22 protein-coding genes and 2 pseudogenes are annotated in these 23817 nt (G+C 70.0%); 20 read left to right on the forward strand and 4 right to left on the reverse strand.

From position 1 onward, the window contains the following. Positions 1-86 precede the first annotated feature (86 nt). From ACYQ78_RS02600 to ACYQ78_RS02615, 4 genes are all read left to right on the forward strand, one after another. Positions 87-866, forward strand: a complete 780-nt coding sequence (locus tag ACYQ78_RS02600; RefSeq protein ID WP_459799018.1) for a L,D-transpeptidase family protein — start codon at positions 87-89, stop codon at positions 864-866. Positions 867-1207: 341 nt separating this feature from the next. Then, complete coding sequence (locus tag ACYQ78_RS02605) at positions 1208-1669, forward strand: SAV_6107 family HEPN domain-containing protein (protein WP_459799019.1); 462 nt, start codon at positions 1208-1210, stop codon at positions 1667-1669. A 51-nt stretch (positions 1670-1720) separates the two neighbouring features. After that, positions 1721-2140 (forward strand): winged helix-turn-helix transcriptional regulator, encoded by a 420-nt coding sequence (locus tag ACYQ78_RS02610; protein WP_459799020.1) that lies wholly within the window; start codon positions 1721-1723, stop codon positions 2138-2140. Positions 2141-2238: 98 nt separating this feature from the next. Next, positions 2239-2802, forward strand: a complete 564-nt coding sequence (locus tag ACYQ78_RS02615; RefSeq protein ID WP_459799021.1) for an NADPH-dependent FMN reductase — start codon at positions 2239-2241, stop codon at positions 2800-2802. On the opposite strand, the gene ACYQ78_RS02620 is transcribed toward ACYQ78_RS02615, so the two are convergent. The 4 genes from ACYQ78_RS02620 to bldD all read right to left on the reverse strand — a co-directional run bounded on the left by ACYQ78_RS02620 (position 2799) and on the right by bldD (position 5756). Then, entirely contained in the window at positions 2799-3683 is an 885-nt protein-coding gene (locus ACYQ78_RS02620) for a universal stress protein (RefSeq protein WP_459799022.1), read from the reverse strand. The genes ACYQ78_RS02615 and ACYQ78_RS02620 overlap by 4 nt on opposite strands. Continuing rightward, on the reverse strand, positions 3683-4906 hold the full coding sequence (locus ACYQ78_RS02625; protein WP_459799023.1) for an arginine deiminase: 1224 nt from the start codon (positions 4904-4906) through the stop codon (positions 3683-3685). Before ACYQ78_RS02625 ends, ACYQ78_RS02620 begins: the two co-directional genes overlap by 1 nt. A gap of 37 nt (positions 4907-4943) precedes the next feature. Continuing rightward, positions 4944-5159 carry a DUF3040 domain-containing protein gene (locus ACYQ78_RS02630; RefSeq protein WP_459799024.1) on the reverse strand — a complete coding sequence of 72 codons (216 nt, stop codon included), beginning with the start codon at positions 5157-5159 and terminating at the stop codon, positions 4944-4946. Between the two features lie 102 nt (positions 5160-5261). Next, positions 5262-5756 carry a transcriptional regulator BldD gene (bldD, locus tag ACYQ78_RS02635; RefSeq protein ID WP_066362246.1) on the reverse strand — a complete coding sequence of 165 codons (495 nt, stop codon included), beginning with the start codon at positions 5754-5756 and terminating at the stop codon, positions 5262-5264. A gap of 423 nt (positions 5757-6179) precedes the next feature. Between bldD and pyrR the strand changes: the two genes are divergently transcribed. From pyrR to ACYQ78_RS02715, 16 genes and pseudogenes are all read left to right on the forward strand, one after another. Continuing rightward, complete coding sequence (pyrR, locus tag ACYQ78_RS02640; protein WP_459799025.1) at positions 6180-6707, forward strand: bifunctional pyr operon transcriptional regulator/uracil phosphoribosyltransferase PyrR; 528 nt, start codon at positions 6180-6182, stop codon at positions 6705-6707. Next, on the forward strand, positions 6704-7618 hold the full coding sequence (locus ACYQ78_RS02645; RefSeq protein ID WP_459799026.1) for an aspartate carbamoyltransferase catalytic subunit: 915 nt from the start codon (positions 6704-6706) through the stop codon (positions 7616-7618). Before pyrR ends, ACYQ78_RS02645 begins: the two co-directional genes overlap by 4 nt. Beyond that, positions 7615-8904: a dihydroorotase gene (locus tag ACYQ78_RS02650; RefSeq protein ID WP_459799027.1), complete on the forward strand. Its 1290-nt coding sequence runs from the start codon at positions 7615-7617 to the stop codon at positions 8902-8904. Before ACYQ78_RS02645 ends, ACYQ78_RS02650 begins: the two co-directional genes overlap by 4 nt. Beyond that, positions 8901-10004 carry a glutamine-hydrolyzing carbamoyl-phosphate synthase small subunit gene (gene carA / locus ACYQ78_RS02655; protein WP_459799028.1) on the forward strand — a complete coding sequence of 368 codons (1104 nt, stop codon included), beginning with the start codon at positions 8901-8903 and terminating at the stop codon, positions 10002-10004. The genes ACYQ78_RS02650 and carA overlap by 4 nt, the downstream gene beginning before the upstream one ends. Next, complete coding sequence (carB, locus tag ACYQ78_RS02660) at positions 9997-13275, forward strand: carbamoyl-phosphate synthase large subunit (RefSeq protein WP_459799029.1); 3279 nt, start codon at positions 9997-9999, stop codon at positions 13273-13275. Before carA ends, carB begins: the two co-directional genes overlap by 8 nt. Positions 13276-13331: 56 nt before the next feature. Further along, the gene (locus tag ACYQ78_RS02665) at positions 13332-14150 is read left to right on the forward strand and encodes a dihydroorotate dehydrogenase electron transfer subunit (protein ID WP_459799737.1); all 819 of its coding nucleotides are present in this window, start codon (positions 13332-13334) and stop codon (positions 14148-14150) included. Then, the gene (locus tag ACYQ78_RS02670; protein ID WP_459799030.1) at positions 14140-15099 is read left to right on the forward strand and encodes a dihydroorotate dehydrogenase; all 960 of its coding nucleotides are present in this window, start codon (positions 14140-14142) and stop codon (positions 15097-15099) included. Before ACYQ78_RS02665 ends, ACYQ78_RS02670 begins: the two co-directional genes overlap by 11 nt. Next, on the forward strand, positions 15096-15800 hold the full coding sequence (gene pyrF, locus ACYQ78_RS02675; protein WP_459799031.1) for an orotidine-5'-phosphate decarboxylase: 705 nt from the start codon (positions 15096-15098) through the stop codon (positions 15798-15800). The genes ACYQ78_RS02670 and pyrF overlap by 4 nt, the downstream gene beginning before the upstream one ends. A 161-nt stretch (positions 15801-15961) precedes the next feature. Further along, the gene (gene mihF, locus ACYQ78_RS02680; protein WP_030450375.1) at positions 15962-16285 is read left to right on the forward strand and encodes an integration host factor, actinobacterial type; all 324 of its coding nucleotides are present in this window, start codon (positions 15962-15964) and stop codon (positions 16283-16285) included. Between the two features lie 146 nt (positions 16286-16431). Further along, positions 16432-16995, forward strand: a complete 564-nt coding sequence (gmk, locus tag ACYQ78_RS02685; protein WP_459799032.1) for a guanylate kinase — start codon at positions 16432-16434, stop codon at positions 16993-16995. A 12-nt stretch (positions 16996-17007) separates the two neighbouring features. Next, positions 17008-17277 carry a DNA-directed RNA polymerase subunit omega gene (rpoZ, locus tag ACYQ78_RS02690; protein ID WP_061299114.1) on the forward strand — a complete coding sequence of 90 codons (270 nt, stop codon included), beginning with the start codon at positions 17008-17010 and terminating at the stop codon, positions 17275-17277. 239 nt (positions 17278-17516) lie between these two features. Next, entirely contained in the window at positions 17517-18716 is a 1200-nt protein-coding gene (coaBC, locus tag ACYQ78_RS02695) for a bifunctional phosphopantothenoylcysteine decarboxylase/phosphopantothenate--cysteine ligase CoaBC (protein ID WP_459799033.1), read from the forward strand. A gap of 100 nt (positions 18717-18816) precedes the next feature. Then, positions 18817-19173 carry a hypothetical protein gene (locus ACYQ78_RS02700; protein WP_459799034.1) on the forward strand — a complete coding sequence of 119 codons (357 nt, stop codon included), beginning with the start codon at positions 18817-18819 and terminating at the stop codon, positions 19171-19173. Positions 19174-19263: 90 nt separating this feature from the next. Continuing rightward, positions 19264-20451: a methionine adenosyltransferase gene (metK, locus tag ACYQ78_RS02705; RefSeq protein ID WP_061299116.1), complete on the forward strand. Its 1188-nt coding sequence runs from the start codon at positions 19264-19266 to the stop codon at positions 20449-20451. Between the two features lie 171 nt (positions 20452-20622). Beyond that, positions 20623-20904, forward strand: a pseudogene (locus tag ACYQ78_RS02710) (primosomal protein N' family DNA-binding protein); the annotation flags it as partial. A 1209-nt stretch (positions 20905-22113) separates the two neighbouring features. After that, positions 22114-23637 (forward strand): annotated as a pseudogene (locus tag ACYQ78_RS02715) (primosome assembly protein PriA); the annotation flags it as partial. Between the last annotated feature and the right edge of the window lie 180 nt (positions 23638-23817).

A 23817-nucleotide genomic window follows, 5' to 3' on the forward strand; every position in this document is an offset into this window, starting at 1 on the left:
ACACCATGCCCTGCATATGGACCTATCAGTCGTTGGGTTATGGTCCTTTGACCCGAGCTTTGTGCACTTTGGAGGGGTTGGTAGCAATGGGGGTTCGGCAGTCTCTGGCTGTCGCCGCCGCGATGGTCACGGCGGGGGCCGTGCTGGCGATCTCGCCACCGGCCATGGCGGCACCGGTGGCGGTAACGCAGACACAGGCAACACAGACGGCGGCCGACTGGGTCGCACCGGGCAAGACACTGAAGTTCGGGCAGAAGGGCAGCGTCGTCAAGGCGCTGCAGACCCGCCTGAAGGCGCTGGGCTACATGCCCGGCAAGATCGACGGCCAGTATGGCGGCGCCACGCAGACGGCCGTCTGGGCCTTCCAGAAGGTCAACGGCATCACGCCGACCAGCACCATCGTCGCCAAGACCTGGCGGGCCCTGGAGAACCCGAAGCTGCCCAAGGTCCTGGTGCCGACCGGCAAGCCGACCCGGGCCGAGGTCAACCTGTCGACCCAGATCCTGGTCCTGTACGTGAAGGGCCAGATCAAGCTCATCTCGCACATCTCGTCGGGCAGCGGCATCCCCTACGTCGAATACGCGACGTGGAACGGCACCCGCCAGAAGTTCACGGGTGACGCGCGCACCCCCACCGGGACGTTCAAGACGACCTGGCGGCGCGACGGCTGGCACAAGTCCTACCTGGGCGAGCTCTACAACCCCATCTTCTTCAACGGCGGCATCGCCTTCCACGGCGCGCTGTCGGTCCCGCTCTACCCGGCGTCGCACGGCTGCGTGCGGCTGCCAATGCACGTGGCGGAGGTGCTCCCCGGCCTGCTGGGCAAGGGCGTGCCGGTCATCGTGCGCGGCAAGTTCCAGCGCTGACCCCGCTCGACGAAACGGGCCCCGCTCCGGCGGGGCCCGTTTTTCATGTCCGCACCCGTGATCGAACGAGTTTTCGAACATTCTTGACTTTCGCCTGGGTCGAATCTATGTTCGATGAGGTGGGAGCGGGACTCGCGGCTCGCTCTCACCACGTGGGTCCGGGCGTCTGCCATCGGCGGAAGGGCGGGTGCCGCGGCCCCACAGCTTCGGGCCGGACGGGGAGAGGGGAAGCTCCTCGTCCGGCCGACCGATCCGGCGGAAATGTCGGTGGGGTCTGCGACTGTTGACCCTGACCGGCGACGAGACCGCCGGTGGCCACTCGTTTAGGAGGCCGAACCACCATGACCGGACCGCAGCAGAACGGCCACGGGGCCGCCCCGACCGGGCCCTCCAGCGGCCCCAAGGTGTCGCGGACCGTCCTCGCGCATCTCACCGACGCACGCGCCTGCCTCGCCGCCGCGGCACTGGCGGGCAACCCGGCCGACCGCTACATCCACGCCCACATGGCCGCTCTCCGTTCGGCCGCGGCCATCCTCGCCGCCCGCCCCCAGCCGATCGACGGTCGGCGCCGCCGCCTGCGCAGCGCGTGGGAGCTCCTTCCCGAAGTCCAGCCCGAACTGTCCCAGTGGGCCGCCTACTTCGCCGTCAGCGCCAAGAAGCGCGCCGCGGCCGAGGCCGGGCTGGTCCACCTGGTGAGCGCCCACGACGCCGAAGAGCTCATCGTCGAGGCGACCGCCTTCGTCACCATCATCGAGTCCACCCTCGGCGTGACCACCCAGGAGACCCTGCCCATGGCGGGTTAGCGGCGCCGCCCCTCGACGGTAATCTTTGGTAACCGAAGAGGGGTGGCTGCCGTGTCCCATCAGGCCGATGCCGATCGGGTGATGCGTTCGATGGGCCGCATGTGCCTCGAACACGACCCCGAGGTGTTCCGATCCGTGCTCGACCGGGTCGGCGACAAGTGGAGCCTGATCCTCATCGGGCTGCTCGACACCGGCTCTATGCGGTTCACCGAGCTGCTGCGCACGACTCCCGGCATCTCGCGCCGCATGCTCACCCTCACCCTGCGTAACCTCGAACGCGACGGCATCGTGAAGCGCACGATCTACCCCGAGATCCCGCCGCGCGTCGAATACGAGGTCACCGCGTTCGGCCACACCCTCACCGAGCCGGTTCTCGGCCTGGCCCGATGGGCCGCCGACAACCAGGACACGATCGTCGCCAACCGCAGGGCCTTCGACGAGGCCGCCGGGGAGCTCGACGACCTCGGGTGAGTCGGTCCCCTTCATGTGACTGGGTTCAGTTGAAGTTACCGGTTACCGACGTGTACTCAGTACTCATTGGTTACCAAGCAGGTGAGAGGACCCCTTCCATGACGCGCATCGGCATCATCCTCGGCAGCACCCGTCCCGGCCGCAACGGCGAGCAGGTCGCCCGGTGGGTGTTGGAGCACGCCTCGCAGCGCACCGACGCCACCTTCGAGCTCGTCGACCTGCTCGACTACCCGCTCCCGCACTTCGACGAGCCCATGTCCCCGGCGATGGGGCAGTACCAGAACACCCACACCAAGGAGTGGGCGGCCAAGATCGCCTCCTACGACGGCTTCGTCATGGTGACGCCCGAGTACAACCACTCGACGTCGGGCGTGCTCAAGAACGCGATCGACTATTTGTTCGCCGAGTGGAACAACAAGGCCTTCGGCGTGGTGTCGTACGGCGGCGTCGGCGGCGCGCGGGCGGCCGAGCACCTGCGGCTGATCGGCGGCGAGCTCAAGATGGCCGACGTGCGCACCAACGTGGCGCTGTCGCTGTTCACCGACTTCCTGGAGTTCACCAAGATCGCGCCGAGCGACTACCAGGTGGCCACCCTCACCACCATGCTCGACGAGGTCGTCGCCTGGAGCCGCGCCCTGGCGCCGCTCCGCCAGCCGGCCTAGCGGGTCGACGAGCGGGTCAGGAGGACCACCGGGCAGGGGGCGGCCCGGACGATCTTCAGGGACATGTCGCCGACGAAGACCCGCCGCAGTGGCCCGGCCGACGACGACCCGCAGATCAGGAGCTCGCCCGGCAGCCACGTCGTCTCGGCCAGGGCCCTGGTCGCGTCGGGGCCGGCCACCACCTCGGTGCTGACGCCACAGCGGAGGGCCGCGGTCCGGCGCGGGCCCTGGACGGCGGCGCGCAGATCGCGTTCACACTGCTCGCGGACCTCTTCGAGGATGCCCTCCTCGACCGGCGGGGTGCCGTGCTCCTTCAGCAGGACGGTGATCAGGCGCAGCGGGAGCTGGAGTTTCCCCGCCGCCCTGATGGCCAGCAGGAGCCCGTCGTCGCAGGTGGGCGACTTGAGGTAGGCGAAGGTGAGGCGGGTCAGCGTCTCGGGCGGGTCGACCGCGTAGCCGCGCGGCGCGATGCCCACCGGGGTGCGCGACAGGTGCAGCAGTTCGTCGGCGGTGCCGCCGACGGCGATGCGGTCGCGAGGGCCGTGCGGGCCGGAGCCGATGACGATGAGGTCCGACTCCTCCTGGGCGGCCAGGCGGATCAGGCCCAGCCCGGCGCTGCGGTGGACGGTGGTGGCGGGTGCGACGTCGCGCAGGCCCGCCTCCTCGCCGGCCTTCGCGGCGGCGGCCAGCGCGGCGGCCTGCCGGTCGCGCAGATAAGCCTTCCACTCGGCGTCGACCCGGCCGTGGCCCGGCGTCTCCCAGGTCGCCGGGCGCACGTTCGCGACGGTCACGTGGGCGCTCAGGGCCGTCGCGATGACGCCGGACAGCGCCAGCGCGTCGCGGCCCCGCAGATCGGGCGCGTATCCGTTCAGGATCTTCATCAGATCCCGTCCCGCTCCAGGGGGCAGCTCATGCAGCGCGGGCCGCCGCGTCCCCGGCCCAGTTCGCTGCCCCGGATCGTGATGACCTCGACCCCGTTGGCCCGCAGGAAGTTGTTGGTCGTGGTGTTGCGCTCGTAGCCGACGACGACGCCGGGTTCGACGGCCAGCACGTTGCAGCCGTCGTCCCACTGCTCGCGCTCGGCGGCGTGCACGTCCTGGGTCGGGGTCAGCACCCGGATGTCGTCGAGGCCGAGGGCGCGGGCGATCGCGCGGTGCATGTCCTCGGGCGCGTGGTCGGTGACCTTCAGCTCCTTGTCGGTGTCCCCGGGCTCGATCGTGTACGACGGCAGCATGCCCAGCCCCGCGTACTTGGTGAACACCCCGACGTCGACGTTGGTCATCACCGTGTCGAGGTGCATGAACGCGCGCGCCTGCGGCAGCCGCAGCGCCACGATCACCGTGGCCGAACCGGCCGCGAACAGGTTCTTGGCGAGCATCTCGACGGCCTGCGGCTGGGTGCGCTCGCTCATCCCGACCAGCACCGCCCCCCGCCCGATCACCAGGACGTCGCCGCCCTCGACGGTGGCCGGGGCCATCGACGTGCCGGGATACCAGACCCCGAACCGCTCCCCGGCGAACATCGGGTGGAAGCGGTAGACGGCCTCCATGTTGACCGTCTCGCGGCGCCGGGCCCGCTTGCGCATTGCGTTGACCGAGACGCCGTCGTAGATCCAGCACGACGTGTCGCGCGTGTAGAGGTGGTTGGGCAGCGGCGGCAGCACGAAGTCGTCGGGGTCGAGCGAGTGGAAGACCAGCGACTTGGGGTCGCAGCCGAGCTCCAGCGTCTCGCGCTTGGTCAGCCCGCCGGTGAGGTGGGAGGCGAGGGTCGCGGCGTCGAGGGAGTCGAGGGTGTTGCGGATCGCGTCGGCGGCCATCGGGCCGATGAACCGGTCGTCGACGCCGCCGTCGAGGATGTGCTTGCGGGCCTCGGGGATCTCGGCGGTCTCGCGGAGCAGGTCGTGCAGCAGGGTGACCCGGACGCCCCGGTCACGCAGGACCTTCTGGAACTCCTCGTGCTCCTCGACGGCCCTGGCGACCCACAGCACGTCGTCGAAGAGGAGGTCCGCCATGTTGCTGGGGGTGAGCCGCTTCAGCGCCAGGTCGGGGGCGTGCAGCAGCACGTGGTGGAGGTGCCCGACCTCGGAGGCGACGGTGAACGTCATGTTCGGCGACCTGCCCGTCACCGAATGTGGTCAAACGCTAGTTGATCGCGATGAAGGGCATCAAAAAGGCCGTTATCAGCACGATCCCGGCGACGGCCATGGCGGGGCGGCCGGTCATGAAGGCCGGGAGGATCGGGACGTAGGCGTCCTCTGAGCCGTGCTCTGAGAGGTCCTGGGCGAGCTGGGGGTCGCTCTGGCGGAAGTGGCCCGCGATCTCGTCGAGAACGCGCCGCTCGGCCCGGGACAGCCTCATGTGATCTTCCTCCACGTGGGGAAACCGTGAAGGAAGTTTTAGCGTTATTTGTCCGAAATGACCAGCACGATCACCCCTGTTCGCGGTGGGGTGATCGTGGGATCAGAACGACTCGACCGCGCGGCGCGCCTCGGCGTCGAGGACGCCCCAGGCGATGAACTCCTCGGTCAGCTCGGCCGGGGACCGGTCGTATATGACGGCCAGGGAGCGCAGGTCCTCCTGGCGGATGCTCAGCACCTTGCCGTTGTAGTCGCCGCGCTGCGACTGGATCGTCTGCGCGTAGCGGGCCAGCGGTCCGGCCTTGTCCTTCGGCAACTGGCCAAGGCGCTCAAGGTCGATCACCAGCTTCGGTGTGGGCAGCAATGGCGAGGGCGCGGCGCCCCCGGGAAGCAGCTCGGACACCGGCACCCCGTAGAAATCGGCCAGTTCGGCGAGCTTCTGCACGGTCACCGCGCGGTCGCCACGCTCGTAGGAGCCCACCACGACGGCCTTCCAGCGGCCGCGGGACTTCTCCTCCACCCCGTGCAGCGACAAACCCTGCTGTGTTCGGATCGCGCGCAGCCGCGCGCCAAGCGACTTGGCGTAGTCAGACGGCATCGTTTGGGCCCCCGGCTTTCTATGTCTGTTCTTACTTGATTGTGTGCCCACGTCCCGTATGCCCGGTTCACCGGGTGCGGCACCTGGGGGCAGGTACCAACGGTGACCGTTGCGTCGGGTTTTACCCAGGAAGGTCGAGAGTTGTGGTTACGGACAGTGACGGTAAAGCCGCCACAGTCAAAGGTCAAGTCGATTGGGAAAAGATGGCGAAACCGTGCTCTCGTCGGGAACCGAACATCCTTCGGATTTCGGGCGCTGATCTGCGGTCGGCCTCCTACCTGCCATGGGACCCGTCCCCGCAGGCGGCGGCAGGGGGCCTGGTAGGGTTTCGGTGGCCAGACACCCTTTTAAGACCCGTCCTGTGAGGCGGGAAAGGCGGTGAACTATCCGATGACGCATGCCCAAAATCACGTAGCCAGGGCCGTGCTCGAAGGACCGGACATACACCGGGCGCTCACCCGGATCGCCCACGAGATCCTCGAGCGGACCCGGGGCGCCTCCGACGTCGTCCTTCTCGGCATCCCCACCCGTGGCGCCACCCTCGCCCACCGGCTCGCCGAGCGCGTGGCCCAGTTCGAGGGCGTGAAGGTTCCGGTCGGCTCGATCGACATCACGATGTACCGCGACGACCTCCGCCTCGGCCCGGCCCGGCCCCTCGGGAAGACCGACGTCCCGGCCGGGGGGATCGACGGCAAGACCGTCGTCCTGGTCGACGACGTGCTCTTCTCCGGCCGTACGGTCAGGGCCGCGCTCGACGCCCTCAACGACATCGGCCGTCCGAAGACCGTGCAGCTGGCCACCCTGGTCGACCGGGGTCACCGCGAGCTGCCGATCCGGGCCGACTACGTCGGCAAGAACCTGCCGACCGCCAAGAGCGAGAAGGTCAAGGTCCTGCTCTCCGAGATCGACGGCCGCGACGCCGTCGAGCTGCTGAAGGGGGCCGCGAAGTGAAGCACCTGATCTCCGCCGGCGACCTCACGCGCGATGAGGCCCTGCTGATCCTCGACACCGCCGAAGAGCTGGCCCGGGTCTCCGGGCGCTCCATCAAGAAGCTGCCGACGCTGCGCGGGCGGACCGTCGTGAACCTGTTCTTCGAGGACAGCACCCGCACCCGGATCTCCTTCGAGGCCGCCGCCAAGCGCCTGTCGGCCGATGTGATCAACTTCTCGGCGAAGGGGTCGAGCGTCTCCAAGGGCGAGTCGCTCAAGGACACCGCGCTGACCCTGGAGGCCATGGGCGCCGACGCCGTGGTCATCCGCCACCCGGCCTCCGGCGCGCCCCACCGCCTGGCCACCTGGGTGCGGGGGAGCGTGCTGAACGCCGGCGACGGCACCCACGAGCACCCCACCCAGGCGCTCCTCGACGCCTTCTCGATGCGCCAGCGCCTGGGCCGCATCGACGGCCTCAAGGTCGCCATCGTGGGCGACATCCTGCACAGCCGGGTCGCCCGCTCCAACGTGCTGCTGCTGTCCACCCTCGGCGCCGAGGTGACCCTGGTCGCGCCGCCCACGCTGCTGCCGGTCTCGGTGGAGCGCTGGCCCTGCCAGGTGTCCTACGACCTCGACGCCGTCCTCCCCAAGGCCGACGTCGTGATGATGCTGCGCGTGCAGCTCGAACGCATGAACGCCGCCTACTTCCCCAGCGCGCGCGAATACAGCCGCCGCTACGGCCTCGACCGCGACCGCTTCGCCAAGCTCCACGACGACGCGATCGTGATGCACCCCGGGCCGATGAACCGGGGCATGGAGATCTCCGCCGAGGTGGCCGACTCTCCCCGGTCGACCATCGTCGAGCAGGTCGGCAACGGGGTCACCGTGCGGATGGCCGCGCTCTACCTGCTCATCGGAGGCGAGAACCAGTGATCGTGATCAGGAACGCCCGCATTCTGGGCGGCGAACCCCGCGACATCCTCATCGCGAACGGGCTGATCTCCGAGATCGGCGCCGGGCTCGGCGGCGAGACCGTCATCGAGGCCGAGGGGCTCATCGCCCTGCCGGGCCTCGTCGACCTGCACACCCACCTGCGCGAGCCCGGCCGCGAAGACGCCGAGACCGTCGAGACGGGCACCCGCGCCGCCGCCAGGGGCGGTTTCACCGCCGTCCACGCGATGGCCAACACCTCGCCCGTGGCCGACACGGCCGGTGTGGTCGAGCAGGTCTGGCGGCGCGGCCAGGAGGCCGGTCACTGCGACGTCCACCCCGTCGGCGCGGTGACCAGCGGGCTGGAGGGCAAGCACCTGGCCGAGCTCGGTGCCATGGCCGACTCCCAGGCTCGTGTACGGGTGTTCTCCGACGACGGCAAGTGCGTCAGCGACGCCGTGCTGATGCGCCGGGCGCTCGAATACGTGAAGGCCTTCGACGGAGTCGTCGCCCAGCACGCCCAGGAGCCGCGCCTGACCGAGGGCGCCCAGCTCAACGAGGGCGAGGTCTCGGGGCGGCTCGGGCTCACCGGCTGGCCGGCGGTCGCCGAAGAGGCGATCATCGCGCGTGACTGCCTGCTCGCCGCCCACGTCGGGTCGCGGCTGCACGTCTGCCACGTGTCGACGGCCGGGTCCGTCGAGATCATCCGGTGGGCCAAGTCCAAGGGCTGGAACGTGACCGCCGAGGTCACCCCCCACCACCTGCTGCTGACCGACGCGTGCGCCGAGGCGTCGCCGGTGGGCCCGTACAACCCGATCTACAAGGTCAACCCGCCGCTGCGCACCCACGACGACGTCACCGCCCTGCGCGAGGCCCTCGCCGACGGCACGATCGACTGCGTCGCGACCGACCACGCCCCCCACCCGGTCGAAGACAAGGAGACCGAGTGGGCCGCGGCGGCCATGGGCATGATCGGCCTGGAGACCGCGCTGAGCGTCGTCCAGGAGGCCATGGTCGAGACCGGGCTGCTCGACTGGGCCGGGGTCGCCGACCGCATGTCGGTCCGCCCCGCGCGTATCGGCCGCCTGTCGGGGCAGGGGCTGCCCCTTGAGGTCGGCGCCCCCGCGAACATCACCCTGTACGACCCGGCGGTCCGCACCCCGGTCGACCCGACGGCGATGGTGTCCCGCAGCCGCAACACGCCCTACGAGGGCCTGACCCTGCCCGGCCGCGTCATGGCGACCTTCCTGCGGGGTCGCCCCACCGTTCTTGATGGGAAGCTTGTATGACCGCTCTTTTGGTTCTGGAAGACGGTCGCGTCTTCGAAGGCGTGCCCTACGGGGCCGTCGGTGAGACCTTCGGCGAGATGGTCTTCAACACCGGGATGACCGGTTACCAGGAGACCCTCACCGACCCGTCCTACCACCGTCAGATCGTCGCGATGACGGCGCCGCACATCGGCAACACCGGCGTCAACGACGAAGACCCCGAGTCGGGCCGCGTCTGGGTGGCGGGCTACGTCGTCCGCGAGCCCGCCCGGGTCCACTCCAACTGGCGCGCCAACCGGTCGCTCGACGACTACCTGCGCGAGCAGGGCGTGGTCGGCATCGCCATGCGCGGCACCCGCGCCCTCACCCGCCACCTGCGTGAGCGGGGCGCGATGCGGGCGGGCGTGTTCTCGGGGAGCGCGCTTGCTCCCGTACAGGAACTGGTCGAAAGGGTTCGGAAGAGCCCTGAGATGACCGGAGCCGACCTCGCGGCCGAGGTCGCGACCACCGAGACCTACGTGGTCCCGGCGATCGGCGAGAAGAAGTTCACCGTCGCCGCCGTCGACCTCGGCATCAAGGGCATGACGCCCCACCGCATGGCCGAGCGCGGCTGCGAGGTGCACGTCCTCCCCGCGACCGTGACGGCCGAGGAGATCCTCGCGCTGAACCCCGACGGGGTCTTCTTCTCGAACGGCCCCGGCGACCCCGCCGCCGCCGACCACGCGGTGGAGACCCTGAAAAAAGTCCTCGACGCGGGGAAGCCGTTCTTCGGCATCTGCTTCGGGAACCAGATCCTCGGCCGCGCGCTGGGGCTCGGGACCTACAAGCTCCGCTACGGCCACCGCGGCGTCAACCAGCCCGTTCAGGACCGCCGCACGGGCAAGGTCGAGATCAGCGCCCACAACCACGGCTTCGCCGTCGACGCCCCCCTCGACGGGCCCTTCGACACCCCCTACGGGCGGGCCGAAGTCAGCCACGTCAACCTGAACGACGACTGCGTCGAGGGCCTGCGGCTGCTCGACCGGCCCGTGTTCAGCGTGCAGTACCACCCCGAGGCCGCCGCCGGACCCCACGACGCGGCCTACCTGTTCGACGAGTTCTGTGAGGTCATGGGTGCCTAAGCGAACGGATATCCAGTCGATCATGGTGATCGGCTCCGGGCCGATCGTCATCGGGCAGGCCTGCGAGTTCGACTACTCGGGCACCCAGGCCTGCCGCGTGCTGCGCGCCGAGGGCTTCCGGGTGATCCTGGTCAACAGCAACCCGGCCACGATCATGACCGACCCGGAGTTCGCCGACGCGACGTACGTCGAGCCGATCACTCCGGACATCATCGAGAAGATCATCGCCAAGGAGCGCCCCGACGCGCTCCTGCCCACGCTCGGCGGCCAGACGGCGCTCAACGCCGCCGTCGCCCTCCACGAGCAGGGCATCCTGGCCCGTTACGACGTCGAGCTCATCGGCGCCGACTTCGACGCCATCCAGGCCGGTGAGAACCGCCAGATCTTCAAGCAGATCGTCGCCAAGGTCGCCGAAGACCACGGCCTCAACGCCGAGTCGGCCCGCAGCGTGATCTGCCACACGATGGACGAATGCCTCGCGGGTGCGGAAAAGCTGGGCTACCCCGTCGTGGTCCGGCCCTCCTTCACCATGGGCGGGGCCGGAAGCGGGTTCGCCCACGACGAGGCCGACCTGCGGCGCATCGCCGGGGCCGGGCTCGACGCCTCGCCAACCACCGAGGTCCTCCTGGAGGAGTCGATCCTCGGCTGGAAGGAGTTCGAGCTGGAGGTGATGCGCGACAAGGCCGACAACGTCGTCATCGTCTGCTCGATCGAGAACATCGACCCGATGGGCGTGCACACCGGCGACTCGGTCACCGTCGCGCCCGCGATGACGCTGACCGACCGCGAATACCAGAACATGCGCGACGTCGCGATCGCGGTCATCCGCGAGGTCGGCGTCGACACCGGCGGCTGCAACATCCAGTTCGCGATCGACCCGAAGACGGGCCGCATGATCGTGATCGAGATGAACCCCCGGGTGTCGCGGTCGTCCGCGCTGGCCTCCAAGGCCACCGGCTTCCCGATCGCCAAGATCGCCGCGAAGCTGGCCGTCGGCTACACGCTCGACGAGGTGCCCAACGACATCACCAAGGAGACCCCGGCCTCCTTCGAGCCGTCGCTCGACTACGTGGTCGTGAAGATCCCGCGCTTCGCGTTCGAGAAGTTCGCCGGGGCCGACCAGACCCTCACGACCCACATGAAGTCGGTCGGCGAGGCCATGGCCATCGGGCGCTCCTTCCCCGAGGCGCTCCAGAAGGCGCAGCGCTCGCTGGAGAAGAAGGGCTCGCAGTTCTCGTGGGCCGGGCCGGTCCTGGCGAAGGACGCCCTGCTCCAGAAGATGCGGGTTCCCCACGACGGCCGCCTGTGGACGATCCAGCAGGCCATCCGCGCCGGGGCCACCCTCGACGAGCTGTTCGAGGCGACGAAGATCGACCCGTGGTTCCTCGACCAGCTGTTCCTCATCCACGAGGTGGCCACCGGCATCCAGGAGTTCGACGGGCCGACGCTGAAGACGGCCAAGGAGCACGGCTTCTCCGACGTCCAGATCGGCGAGATCCTCGGGCTCGACGAGTCGCGGGTGCGCGACCTGCGGCACGCCCTCGGGCTGCGGCCGGTCTACAACACCGTCGACACCTGCGCGGCGGAGTTCGCCGCCAAGACGCCCTACCTCTACTCCACCTACGACGAGGAGAACGAGGTCCCGTCCGGCGACCGGCCCAAGGTGATCATCCTGGGCAGCGGGCCGAACCGCATCGGGCAGGGCATCGAGTTCGACTACGCGTGCGTGCACGCCTCGTTCGAGCTGGCCGCGGCCGGGTTCGAGACCGTCATGGTCAACTGCAACCCCGAGACCGTCTCGACCGACTACGACACCTCCGACCGGCTCTACTTCGAGCCGCTCACGCTGGAGGACGTGCTCGAGGTCGTCCACGCCGAACAGGCCACCGGGCCGGTCGCGGGCGTCATCGTGCAGCTCGGCGGGCAGACCCCGCTCGGGCTCGCGCAGGCGCTCAAGGACGCCGGGGTGCCGGTCGTCGGCACGCCGCCCGAGAGCATCCACCTCGCCGAGGAGCGCGGCGCGTTCGGCCGGGTCCTCGCCGAGGCCGGTCTGCCCGCCCCGCGCCACGGCACCGCCCTGTCCGTGGACGAGGCCCGCGCCATCGCCGAGGAGATCGGCTACCCCGTCCTCGTGCGGCCCAGCTATGTCCTCGGCGGCGCCGGGATGGCCATCGTGTACGACGACGACACGCTGACCACGTACATGAGCAAGGCCGCGACCGACCACCCGGTGCTCATCGACAAGTTCCTCGACGACGCCATCGAGATCGACGTCGACGCCCTGTACGACGGCGAGGAGCTCTACCTCGGCGGCGTCATGGAGCACATCGAGGAGGCCGGCATCCACTCCGGCGACTCGGCCTGCGCGCTGCCCCCGATCACCCTGGGCAGCCACGACATCAAGCGCATCCGCACCGCCACCGAGGCCATCGCCAAGGGCGTCGGGGTCCGCGGCCTGCTCAACGTCCAGTACGCCCTGGCCGCCAACGTCCTGTACGTCCTGGAGGCCAACCCCCGCGCCAGCCGGACGATCCCGTTCGTCTCCAAGGCCACGGCGGTGCCGCTGGCCAAGGCGGCGGCCCGGGTGATGATGGGCGCCACCATCGCCGGGCTCCGCGACGAGGGCATGCTGCCCTCCTCCGGTGACGGCGGCACCCTGCCGATGGACTCGCCGATCGCGGTCAAGGAGGCGGTCCTGCCGTTCGACCGCTTCCGCGGCGTCGACATCGTGCTCGGCCCCGAGATGCGCTCGACCGGCGAGGTCATGGGCATCGACGAGGGGTTCGGCAGCGCCTACGCCAAGTCGCAGCAGGCGGCCTACGGCGGTCTGCCCACCAAGGGCAGGGCGTTCGTGTCGGTCGCCAACAAGGACAAGCGGTCGATGATCTTCCCCGTGAAGGCCCTCGCCGAGCTCGGCTTCGAGATCCTCGCGACGGAGGGTACGGCTGAGGTGCTGCGCCGTAACGGCGTCCGTGCCAAGATCGTGCGAAAGCAGAGCGACGGACCGGGCGCCGACGGCGAACCGACGATCGTGCGGCGCATCCTCGACGGGGAGGTGGACCTCATCGTGAACACCCCGTTCGGCAGCCCCGGCCAGGCCGGGCCGCGGCTCGACGGCTACGAGATCCGCACCGCCGCCGTGCTGCGCGGCATCGCCTGCATCACGACGGTCCAGGGTCTGGCCGCCGCGGTGCAGGGGATCCAGCACATCGTCCGGGGCGACGTGGGCGTGCGTTCGTTGCAGGAGCACGCTCAGCGCCTGCGGGGCTGACAAGGGAGTACGACGTGGCCGGGAGCCCGGTGCAGGTGACGGGGACGGTGCTGACCATGCGCCGGGTCGACGCCTACCACGCGTTGACCGTCGTCGCGCCGGGCATCGCCGACCGCTTCCGGCCCGGCCACTTCGTCACCGTCGCGGTGGGCGGGCCCCGCACCAGCACCCTCACCCGCCGGGCCTTCGCCGTCCACGACGTGAAGCCCGACTACGGCGGCACGGTGGAGCTCGTCTTCACCGTGCGCGGGCCCGGCACGGCGTGGCTGGCCGACCGGCGGGCGCGTGATCCGCTCGACCTGATCGGTCCGCTGGGGCGGCCCTTCCCGATCCCGCGCGACCCCGCCTCCTGCCTGCTCGTCGGCTCCGAATACGGCGCCGCCGGGCTGTTCGCCCTGGCCGACGTGCTGCAGCAGCGCAACTGCCGGGTCGACTTCGTGCTGGGCGCCGCGTCCTCCGACCGCGTGTTCGGCGCGCTCCGCGCCCGCCGCATGGCGGAGACGGCGACCCTCACGACCAGAGACGGCTCATTGGGGGTACGCGGTTCAGTCGTCGACGTCCTGCCCGGGGTGATCGCCGACACGCACGCCGACGTGGTCTACGCGTGCGGGCCGATGGCCATGCTGGGCGGGGTGACCGCCGTGTGCGCCGACCTCGACATCCCCGTGCAGGTCAGCGTCGAGGAGCTGATGGCCTGCGGCATCGGGATCTGCATGACCTGCACCGTTCCCGTGATCGGCGACGACGGCGTCACCCGCATGACCAGGGCGTGCGTCGACGGCCCGGTCTTCCGGGGCGAACGGGTCAGGTTCGGCGACCTCGGCACGATCCCCTTCGACGCCCACGGGGCGCCGGGAGGCGACCGTGCCCGCTGACATGCGCACGTACCTGGCGCACGTCGAGCTGCCCAACCCGATCCTGACCGCCTCCGGCTGCGCCGGGACCGGCCGCGAGCTGGCCCCCTTCGCCGACGTGACCCGTCTCGGGGCTCTGACGACCCCTACGATCACGATGTCGCCCCGGGCGGGCCGACCCACCCCCCGCATGGCCGAGACGCCCTCAGGGCTTCTCAACGCCGTGGGGCTCCAGGGGCCGGGCATCGAGGCGTTCCTGAGCAGGGAACTGCCCTGGCTGGCCGAGCGCGGCGTGCGCACCGTCGTGTCGATCGGCGGCGGCAGCGTCGCCGAGTTCTCCGCCCTGGCCCGCAAGCTCACCGACGCCCCGGGCGTGACCGCCCTCGAAGTGAATCTTTCCTGCCCCAACGTCGAAGACCGCGGCCGGGTGTTCGCGCGCGACCCCTCGGCCGCGGGCGAGGTCGTCTCGGCGGTCAGGACCGCCGCCAGGTACGACCTGCCCGTGATCGCCAAGCTGGCGCCCGACGTGGCCGACGTGGTCTCCATCGCCAAGGCGTGCATCGACGGCGGCGCCGAGGCCCTGTCGATGATCAACAACCCGGTCGGCATGGCCATCGACGTCGACCGGATGCGTCCGGCCCTGGCCGCAGGGACCGGCGGGCTGTCCGGGCCCGCCATCCGGCCGCTGGCCGTCAAGTGCGTCTGGCAGGTGCACGCCGCCTTCCCCGGCACCCCGGTCATCGGCATGGGCGGCGTCATGAGCGGGCGCGACGCCCTTGAGCTGGTCCTGGCCGGAGCGTGCGCGGTCGGGGTGGGTACGGTCCTGTTCCACGACCCGTACGCCGGTCACCGTGTGCTGAGAGAGCTGGAGGAACTCCTCCAGGAGCGCGGGTTCGACCGGCTCGCCGACGCGGTGGGCCTGGCCCACCGCCCGTCCCACCGCAATGATCGTGAGGAGAGTTCCCTGTGACGCCCGCACCCATCGCCGTCGCCCTGGACGCGCCCGACCTGGAGACCGCGGCCCGCTGGGCGAGCCTGGTGACCCCGCACGTCTCGACCGTCAAGGTCGGGCTCGAACTGTATCTCCGGTACGGCCCGGACGTGATCGCCTCAGTCCGAGGCGCCAGCGGCGTGCAGGTCTTCCTCGACCTGAAGCTCCACGACATCCCGAACACCGTCGCCGGCGCCACCAAGGCCGTGGCGAGGCTCAAGCCCGCGTTCCTGACCGTCCACGCGACCGGCGGGGCCGCGATGATCCGCGCGGCCGTCGAGAACGCGCCTCAGACGCGCATCGCGGCCGTCACGGTGCTCACCTCGCTCTCCGAGACCGACCTGGCCGCGATCGGCCTCCAGGGGCCGCCACAGGACGCCGTACGCCGTCTCGCCGCCCTGGCGGTGGGCGCGGGGGCCCAGGCGCTCGTCTGCTCGCCCATGGAGGTCGCGGCCGTCCGTGCCGAGGTGGGGGAGGGGATCACGCTCATCACCCCCGGAGTCCGCCCGGCGGGCGCCGACTCCCAGGACCAGGCCCGCGTCGCGACGCCCGAGAGAGCGCTTGCCGACGGCGCCGACCTCCTCGTGATCGGACGCCCGATCACCGGCTCGGCGGACCCCGGAGCGACCGCCGCGGCCATCGCCGCGGCACTGAGGCGCACATCACTGTCCCGCCCCTGATGAGGCCGTTTTCGTCGACGGACAGTTAAATCGCGATTACGGGGCGTAGTTTATTTGAATTTCTTTGCTAGAAACAGGTCTTGACGTTGCCGGAAGGGGCAAGGACCAGCTAATTTCCCCTCTCGTCCGAGTACATCGACAGAAATTCGAGGTGACCCGGCGTGGCTCTTCCTCCCCTGACCCCCGAGCAGCGCGCCGCAGCACTTGAGAAGGCTGCGAAGGCCCGCAAGGAGCGTGCTGAGGTCAAGAACCGCCTCAAGCATGGCGCGGTGTCTCTTGCCGAGGTGCTCAAGGATGGGCAGACCGATGACGTCATCGGCAAGATGAAGGTCTCGGCTCTGCTTGAGTCGCTCCCTGGCGTGGGCAAGGTCCGCGCCAAGCAGCTGATGGAACGTCTTGGCATCGCTGAATCCCGCCGCGTGCGTGGACTTGGCGCCAACCAGCGCGCTTCTCTGGAGCGCGAATTCGGTGGCGCGGAAAGCTGAGGCGTACGCTTTCGGCCATCCCTCGGGGTGGCCGGGGTTCGCGTGACATCAGGGGGCATTGAGTGACCACGACGTCCTGGTCCGACGGCAGCACGGCTCACGAGGCCGCGGAAGCCAGAGGGGACGGGGCGCGATACGGTTGCTCCATGCCTCTGACACGCCTGACGGTCCTTTCAGGGCCGTCCGGCGTCGGCAAGTCCACGGTCGTCGCCGAGCTCCGGCGGGCACACCCAGAGGTGTGGCTGTCGGTCTCGGTGACCACCCGGAAACCCCGCCCCGGCGAGGTCCACGGCGTGGAATATTACTTCGCCGACGACGCCGAGTTCGATCGGCTCATCGCCGGTGGAGACCTTCTTGAGTGGGCCGAGTTCGCCGGCAACCGCTACGGCACCCCTCGCACCGCGGTCGAGGAACGCCTGGCCAACGGCGAACCCACCCTCCTGGAGATCGACCTCCAGGGCGCACGCCAGGTCCGGGCCAGCATGCCCGAGGCCCTGCTCGTCTTCCTCGCCCCGCCGACGTGGGAAGAGCTCGAACGCCGCCTGCGCGGACGAGGCACCGAACCACCCGACGTGATCGCCCGCCGCCTCGAGGCCGGGCAGATCGAGATGGCGGCCGAGAAAGAGTTCGACCTCACCCTTGTCAACACGTCGGTGCAAGAGGTATGTCGGCGGCTGATAGATTTGATGGCTGACGATCCGACTAGCTAGGGGACCCGCACTGTGACCACCAGCGCCGCCTATTCCGAGGGCATCACCAACCCGTCGATCGACTCGCTGCTCGACGTCGTCGACAGCAAGTACAGCCTGGTGATCATGGGCGCCAAGCGGGCCCGCCAGATCAACGCCTACTACTCCCAGCTGGGCGAAGGCCTCCTGGAGTACGTCGGCCCCCTGGTCGAGACCCACGCCCAGGAGAAGCCGCTTTCGATCGCCCTGCGCGAGGTCAGCGAGGGTCTCCTCACCTCTGAGCCCATCGAGGGTGCTGTCTAAGCGTCACCTTCCCGTTCGACTGCGCGTGCCAGTGTTCGTGGCGCGCGCTTCTTACGTGTTGTCGCCTGAGATGACTCGTGACGGGGTGAAGCGGGAGCGGGTGGTTGGCGCCGGATACGGTGTTCCGCCGGAAACGGCGGGCGGTGCCGGGGTGGGCGGAGCCGTAACGGATAAGAAGAAAAGAACCATCGGCGGTGCCGGGCGGGGCGGGTCTTTCGGCGGTCGATAGGGTTTGGCTCGTGGCTAATCGGGTGGTGTTGGGGGTTTCGGCCGGGATCGCCGTCTATAAGGCGTGTGAACTTCTCCGGTTGTTTACCGAATCGGGGCATTCTGTCCGGGTTGTACCTACGCGGGATGCTTTGCGGTTTGTGGGAGAGCCGACATGGGCGGCGCTTTCGGGGAATCCCGTTTCGGCCGAGGTCTGGGATTCCGTGGAGGAGGTTCCTCATGTACGGATCGGGCAGAACGCCGATCTTCTCGTGGTGGCCCCCGCGACCGCCGATATTCTCGCCAAGGCCGCTCACGGGCTCGCCTCCGATCTGCTGACCAACACGCTGCTGACCGCGCGGTGTCCCGTCGTGTTCGCGCCGGCGATGCACACCGAGATGTGGGAGCACCCGGCCACCCGGGCCAACGTCGCGACCCTCCGGGCGCGCGGGGCGATCGTGATCGAGCCCGCCGTGGGGCGGCTGACCGGCGCCGACTCCGGTAAGGGGCGGCTGCCTGACCCTTCGGCGATCTTCGAGGTCTGCCGCAACGTGCTCAAGGGGGTCGTCCCCGATCTGGCCGGGCGGCGCGTGGTCGTGTCCGCAGGGGGGACCCGGGAGGCGATCGATCCGGTGCGGTTCATCGGGAACCGGTCGTCCGGGATGCAGGGGTACGCCCTGGCCCGGGTCGCCGCCGCGCGCGGGGCCGCCGTGACGCTCGTCGCGGCCAACGTCTCGTTGCCGGACCCCGCCGGGGTCGATCTGGTGCGGGTGGAGTCGGCGTTGCAGCTGCGCGAGGAGGTGCTCGCGGCGGCGGTCGAGGCCGATGTGGTGGTGATGGCGGCGGCCGTGGCGGACTTCCGGCCGGTGGCGCCGAGTCGTACGAAGATCAAGAAAACCGGCGACGAACCCGAGGCCATCCATCTCACCAAGAACCCGGACATCCTGGCGGAGCTCGGAGAGCGACGGCGGGCCGGCGTCCCCTCGCCCGCGGTGATCGCGGGGTTCGCCGCGGAGACCGACGACGTGCTCGCCAACGGGCAGGCGAAGATGGCTCGGAAGGGCTGTGACCTGCTGGTCGTCAACCAGGTGGGGGAGAATCTCGCCTTCGGCACGCCCGACAACGCGGCTACCGTTCTGGTCGCGGGAGGGGATCCGGTCGAGATTCCGCGCGGGCCCAAGGACGACCTCGCGGGGGTCGTCTGGGATCTCATCGCGGCCCGGCTGGTGTAACGCGCCGGTTCGCGGGACAAAGAGGGAATGGGGCCCATAAAAGGTCCGTTTGGTCCCTCCGGGACGGGCCCCCGACTCCGGGCACATGAAGGAGATGGCGATGCCCGTGTCCGCCGCGATCCGGGAACGCTGCCGCGCCCTGCTGCCGCCGGGTGAGGACCTGCGCTACGTCTTCCCGGCCTACGCCAACGGGGCCGGCTATCTCGTCGTGGTGACCGACCGGTCGATCACGGTGCTGGCCACCAAGGTGTTCGGCCGCCACGAGCCCGCTTCCGTGTGGGCGCGTCATCCACGCCGCACCCGGCTCGGGCCCGTCGATTTCTCGCCAGGTCCCGTCATCGAGCTCGGCGGCGTGTCGTTCGAGGTCGCCGACGAGTACGTCGCCGTCGTCGGGGCGGCGGACGCCGAGGCGTTCGCGCCGGGGGACCTGCCGAGGGATCCCCTCCCTGATTTGTAACGTGAGACGGTTTCGCGGGGGTGAGGCTCGTCCGGCTACACTCAGCGAAGCCATTTAGCCGTCAGCAGCCGCTGCATGAGGAGCCACGAGTTGTCCCGTCGCCTGTTCACCTCCGAGTCGGTCACCGAGGGCCACCCCGACAAGATCGCCGACCAGATCAGTGACGCGATCCTCGACGCCATGCTCAAGGACGACCCCAAGAGCCGAGTCGCCGTCGAGACGATGATCACCACCGGCCAGGTCCACGTCGCCGGAGAGGTGACGACGGAGACCTACGTCGACATCCCCGGAGTGATCCGGGAGAAGATCCTTGAGATCGGCTACGACGCCTCCCACAAGGGCTTCGACGGCGCCTCCTGTGGCGTCTCGGTCTCGATCGGCGCCCAGTCGCCCGACATCGCGCAGGGCGTCGACGACGCCTACGAGCACCGCGCCGAGGGCCTCGCCGACGACCTCGACCGCCAGGGCGCCGGCGACCAGGGCCTCATGTTCGGGTACGCCTGCCGCGAGACCCCCGAGCTGATGCCGCTGCCGATCACGCTCGCCCACCGCATGGCCCGCCGCCTGTCCGAGGTCCGCAAGAACGGCACCGTCCCCTACCTGCGCCCCGACGGCAAGACCCAGGTCACGATCGAGTACGACGGTGACAAGCCCGTCCGCCTCGACACCGTCGTCGTGTCCACGCAGCACGCTCCGGAGATCGACCTCAAGGAGATGCTGGCCCCCGACATCCGCGAGCACGTCGTCGAGCCGGTCCTGGCCGACCTCGACATCGTGGTGGAGGGCTACCGCCTCCTGGTCAACCCGACCGGCCGCTTCGAGATCGGCGGCCCCATGGGCGACGCCGGCCTGACCGGCCGCAAGATCATCGTCGACACCTACGGCGGCATGGCCCGCCACGGCGGCGGCGCCTTCTCGGGCAAGGACCCGTCGAAGGTCGACCGCTCGGCCGCCTACGCCATGCGCTGGGTCGCCAAGAACATCGTCGCCGCCGGCCTCGCCGACCGCGCCGAGGTCCAGGTCGCCTACGCCATCGGCAAGGCCCAGCCCGTCGGTGTGTTCGTCGAGACGTTCGGCACCGAGACCGTCGAGATCGCCGCGATCCAGGCCGCCGTGCTCCAGGTCTTCGACCTGCGTCCGGCCGCGATCATCCGCGACCTCGACCTGCTGCGCCCGATCTACTCCGAGACCGCCGCCTACGGCCACTTCGGCCGCGACGGCTTCTCCTGGGAGTCGACCGACCGCGCCGGAGCGCTGCGCGCTGCCGCCGGTCTGTAGTTTTCCCCAGGTCCCCGGGCTTCGGCTCGGGGACCTTCTTTGTGCTGGTAGGACTTGGGCCTTGTGAGCGAGGGTTCGCAGGAGGCGCTGATCTCGGTCCCTTCCCCCGTGGTGCGGGGGAGGGGCGTCGGAGCGCTCACGCCCGCTTCGTGGCTGCCGGTGGGGCGGGTCGTGGTCGACAACCCGCTGCCGCATCTCGACCGGCTCTTCGACTATCTGGTGCCTTCGGAACTGTCCGACGTGGCGCTGCCCGGGGTGCGGGTGCGGGTGCGGTTCGCGGGGAAGCTGACCGATGCCTTCCTGCTGTCGCGGGTCGAGTCGAGCGAGCACCAGGGGGCGCTGCTCTTTCTTGACCGGGTGATCTCGCCGGAGCGGGTGCTGACGGCGGAGATCGCCGACCTGGCGCGGGCGGTGGCCGACCGGTATGCGGGGACGCTTTCCGACGTGCTGCGGCTGGCGGTTCCGCCTCGGCATGCCCGGGCTGAAGGGCGTGAGTCCGCGGCTTCGGGTCGGCGGGCGGGGGTTGCCGCGACGGTCAGGATCTCCGAGGGCGAACTTGGTGCGTCTTCTGTGGTCGGCGCGGAGGGCGAGATTTCCGGCTCGGAGGGCGATGTGTCCGGGGTCGGGGCTGACTCTGGTGTCGACGCTTCGGGTGCCGGTGTGGGCGCTTCGGCTGTGTCCGGCGCGCATCTGGGTGTTTCCGGTGCGGGGACCGAGCCTGACGAAGGTCTTCGACTGTCAGGTCTCGCGGATGGGGTGGGGCTGGCTTCGCGGGGTGCGAGCCCTGAAACACCTGGCTCGGAGGCCGGCGCGGGCCATGGGGTGCCGGGTGGGGAGGGTAGCTCGTCCCCCTCTACGGATGGTGCGCAGCGTGAAGTTTCGGGTGCCGGGGTGGATGGGGCTTCGAGTCCAGGCGGCACGGATGCCGAAATTTCGGGTGTGGGCGGTGGGGCGTCCTCCTCGGCGGGTGGCGTGGGTCGTGAAATTTCCGGTCTCGGGGCGGATAGGGCTCAGGGCTCGGGCGGTGTAGATGGCGAAGTATCGGGCGGGGAGCTTGGTCCGTCGTCATTCGTGGTCGGCCCGGATGGCGAAACTCCTGCCTCCGACGGCCATGCGTCTCGAGTGGGGGCTGACTCAGGTATCGAGAGCCCGGATGCGGCGGGTCTGGCTTCGCGTGGCACGAGTCTTGAGACTTCGGATGAGGGGTCGGGCGTGGCCTCGGTCGCGGTCGGCGCGCATCCAGGTGCTTCCGATGCGGCGAGTAGTGCGTCTGGGATCGCGGCCGGTGAGGCTCTTCCGCCGTCCGGATTTGTGGATGGGGCGACGCGGGGTGCGGGTTCTGAAGTGTCGGGCGAGGGCGCCGATGCGGCCTCGTTCGGGGCTGGTGCGGATCGTGAGGCGCAGGGCGGGGAAGGTGGCGCATCCTCTTCTGCAGTCGGCTTGAGTCGTGAAATTTCGGGTCTCGGGGTGGATGAGGCCCAAGGTTCTGGTGGAACGGATGCCGAAATTTCCGGCGGAGAGCGTGCTGGGGCCCCACACGTGGCTGGTGCGGGTCGTGAAATTTCGGGCACCGGTCGTGTGGCGGCCTCAGCTGTGACCGGTGCGGATCGCGAAATTTCCGGATATGCGCCGGAGGGGGTGGGTGCTCCGGTCAGTGACTACTGGGGGGCTTATCCCGCTGGGCTTGCGTTTCTGGCCGCGCTTCGTGACGGTCGGCCGGTGCGGGCCGTGTGGGGCGCGCTGCCCGGGGGGCCGCCCAGTTGGCCCGGGGCCGTTGCGGAGGCTGTCGAGCAGACCGTCGGGGCCGGGCGGGGGGTCGTGATCGTCGTGCCCGATGGGAAGGACGTCACGATGGTGGCGGCCGCGCTCGGGGCGACGCCTCATGTCGCCATCACCGCTGATCTGGGGCCCGCTGAGCGGTATCGGCGGTGGCTCAGGGTGCTTCGGGGTGAGGTGAGGGTCGCCGTGGGGAACCGGGCGGTGGCGTTCGCGCCCGTACGGGACCTCGGGCTCGCGGTCCTTTGGGACGACGGGGACGATCTGCACTCCGAGCGGCTGGCGCCCTATCCGCACGCCCGGGAGGTCCTGGCCACGCGGGTGCACGCCGCCGGTGCGGCCATGTTGATCGGGGGATACGCCCGGACCGCCGAGGGGACGCGGCTGATCGCCACCGGGTGGGCGAAGCCGCTCACCGTCACGCGCGAGGAGGTTCGGCGGTGGGCTCCTCGGGTCAAGCCCTCCGGTGACGACGCCGAGCTCGGGCGGGACCAGGCCGCCAGGGCGGCGCGGCTTCCCAGCATCGCCTGGCGGGCGCTCAAGGCCGGGCTGGAGAGCGGGCCGGTGCTGGTGCAGGTGCCCAGGCGGGGATACCTTCCGGCGTTGAACTGTCAGAACTGCCGTAGCCGCGCGGGCTGCATGAACTGCTCCGGGCCGCTGGCGCTGACCAACGGGCACGCGGCGCCCTACTGCCGCTGGTGCGGCCGGATCGCGGGCGACTGGCGCTGCCACAACTGCGGGTCCGCCCGGCTGCGAGCGGCCGTCGTGGGGGCGCGCAGGACGGCCGAAGAGCTGGGGCGGGCGTTTCCCTCGACGAGGGTCGCCACGTCGGGGCGCGACGGGGTGCTCGCATCCGTGCCCTCCACTCCGGCGCTCGTGGTGGCCACGCCGGGGGCCGAGCCGGTCGCCGAAGGCGGTTATGCCGCCGCGGCGCTGCTCGACGGGTGGGCGATGCTCAGCCGGCCCGACCTCCGGGCGGCCGAGGAGGCGCTGCGGAGGTGGCTGAACGCCGCCGCGCTCGTCCGGCCCGGTGGTGAGGTGGTCGTGCTGGCCGATGCGGGGGCGCCGGTCACCCAGGCGCTCGTGCGGTGGGATCCGGTCACGCACGCCGAACGCGAGCTGCGTGACCGTGCCGAGCTCGGGTTCCCGCCTGTCACCCATGTTGCCACGCTCACGGGGCCGCCCTCGGCCATCCGCGAGATGCTCGGGCTGGTGACCCTTCCGGAGGGGGTCGAGGTGCTGGGGCCGGTGCCGGTGGGTCGTACCGGCGAAGAGAGAGCGGTTCTGCGGGCACCCAAATCTAAGGGGGCCGAACTGGCCAGGGTCCTCAAGGGGGCGGCCGGAATCAGGTCCGCGCGGAAGGCCGCCGAAATGGTCAGGGTGGACGTCGACCCGCTCGACCTTCTGTGATCCGGCGATCTCGGTGGTCGGCGGGCCTTTTCGTGGGATGCGCGTCACTGTGCATGGTCAGGGTGGATATCGATCCGCTCGACCTTCTGTGACCTGGCGGCCCCGGTGGTCGGCGGGCCTTTTCGTGGGATGCGCGTCACTGTGCATGGTCAGGGTGGATATCGATCCGCTCGACCTTCT

It is taken from the genome of Herbidospora sp. RD11066, from assembly GCF_054661255.1.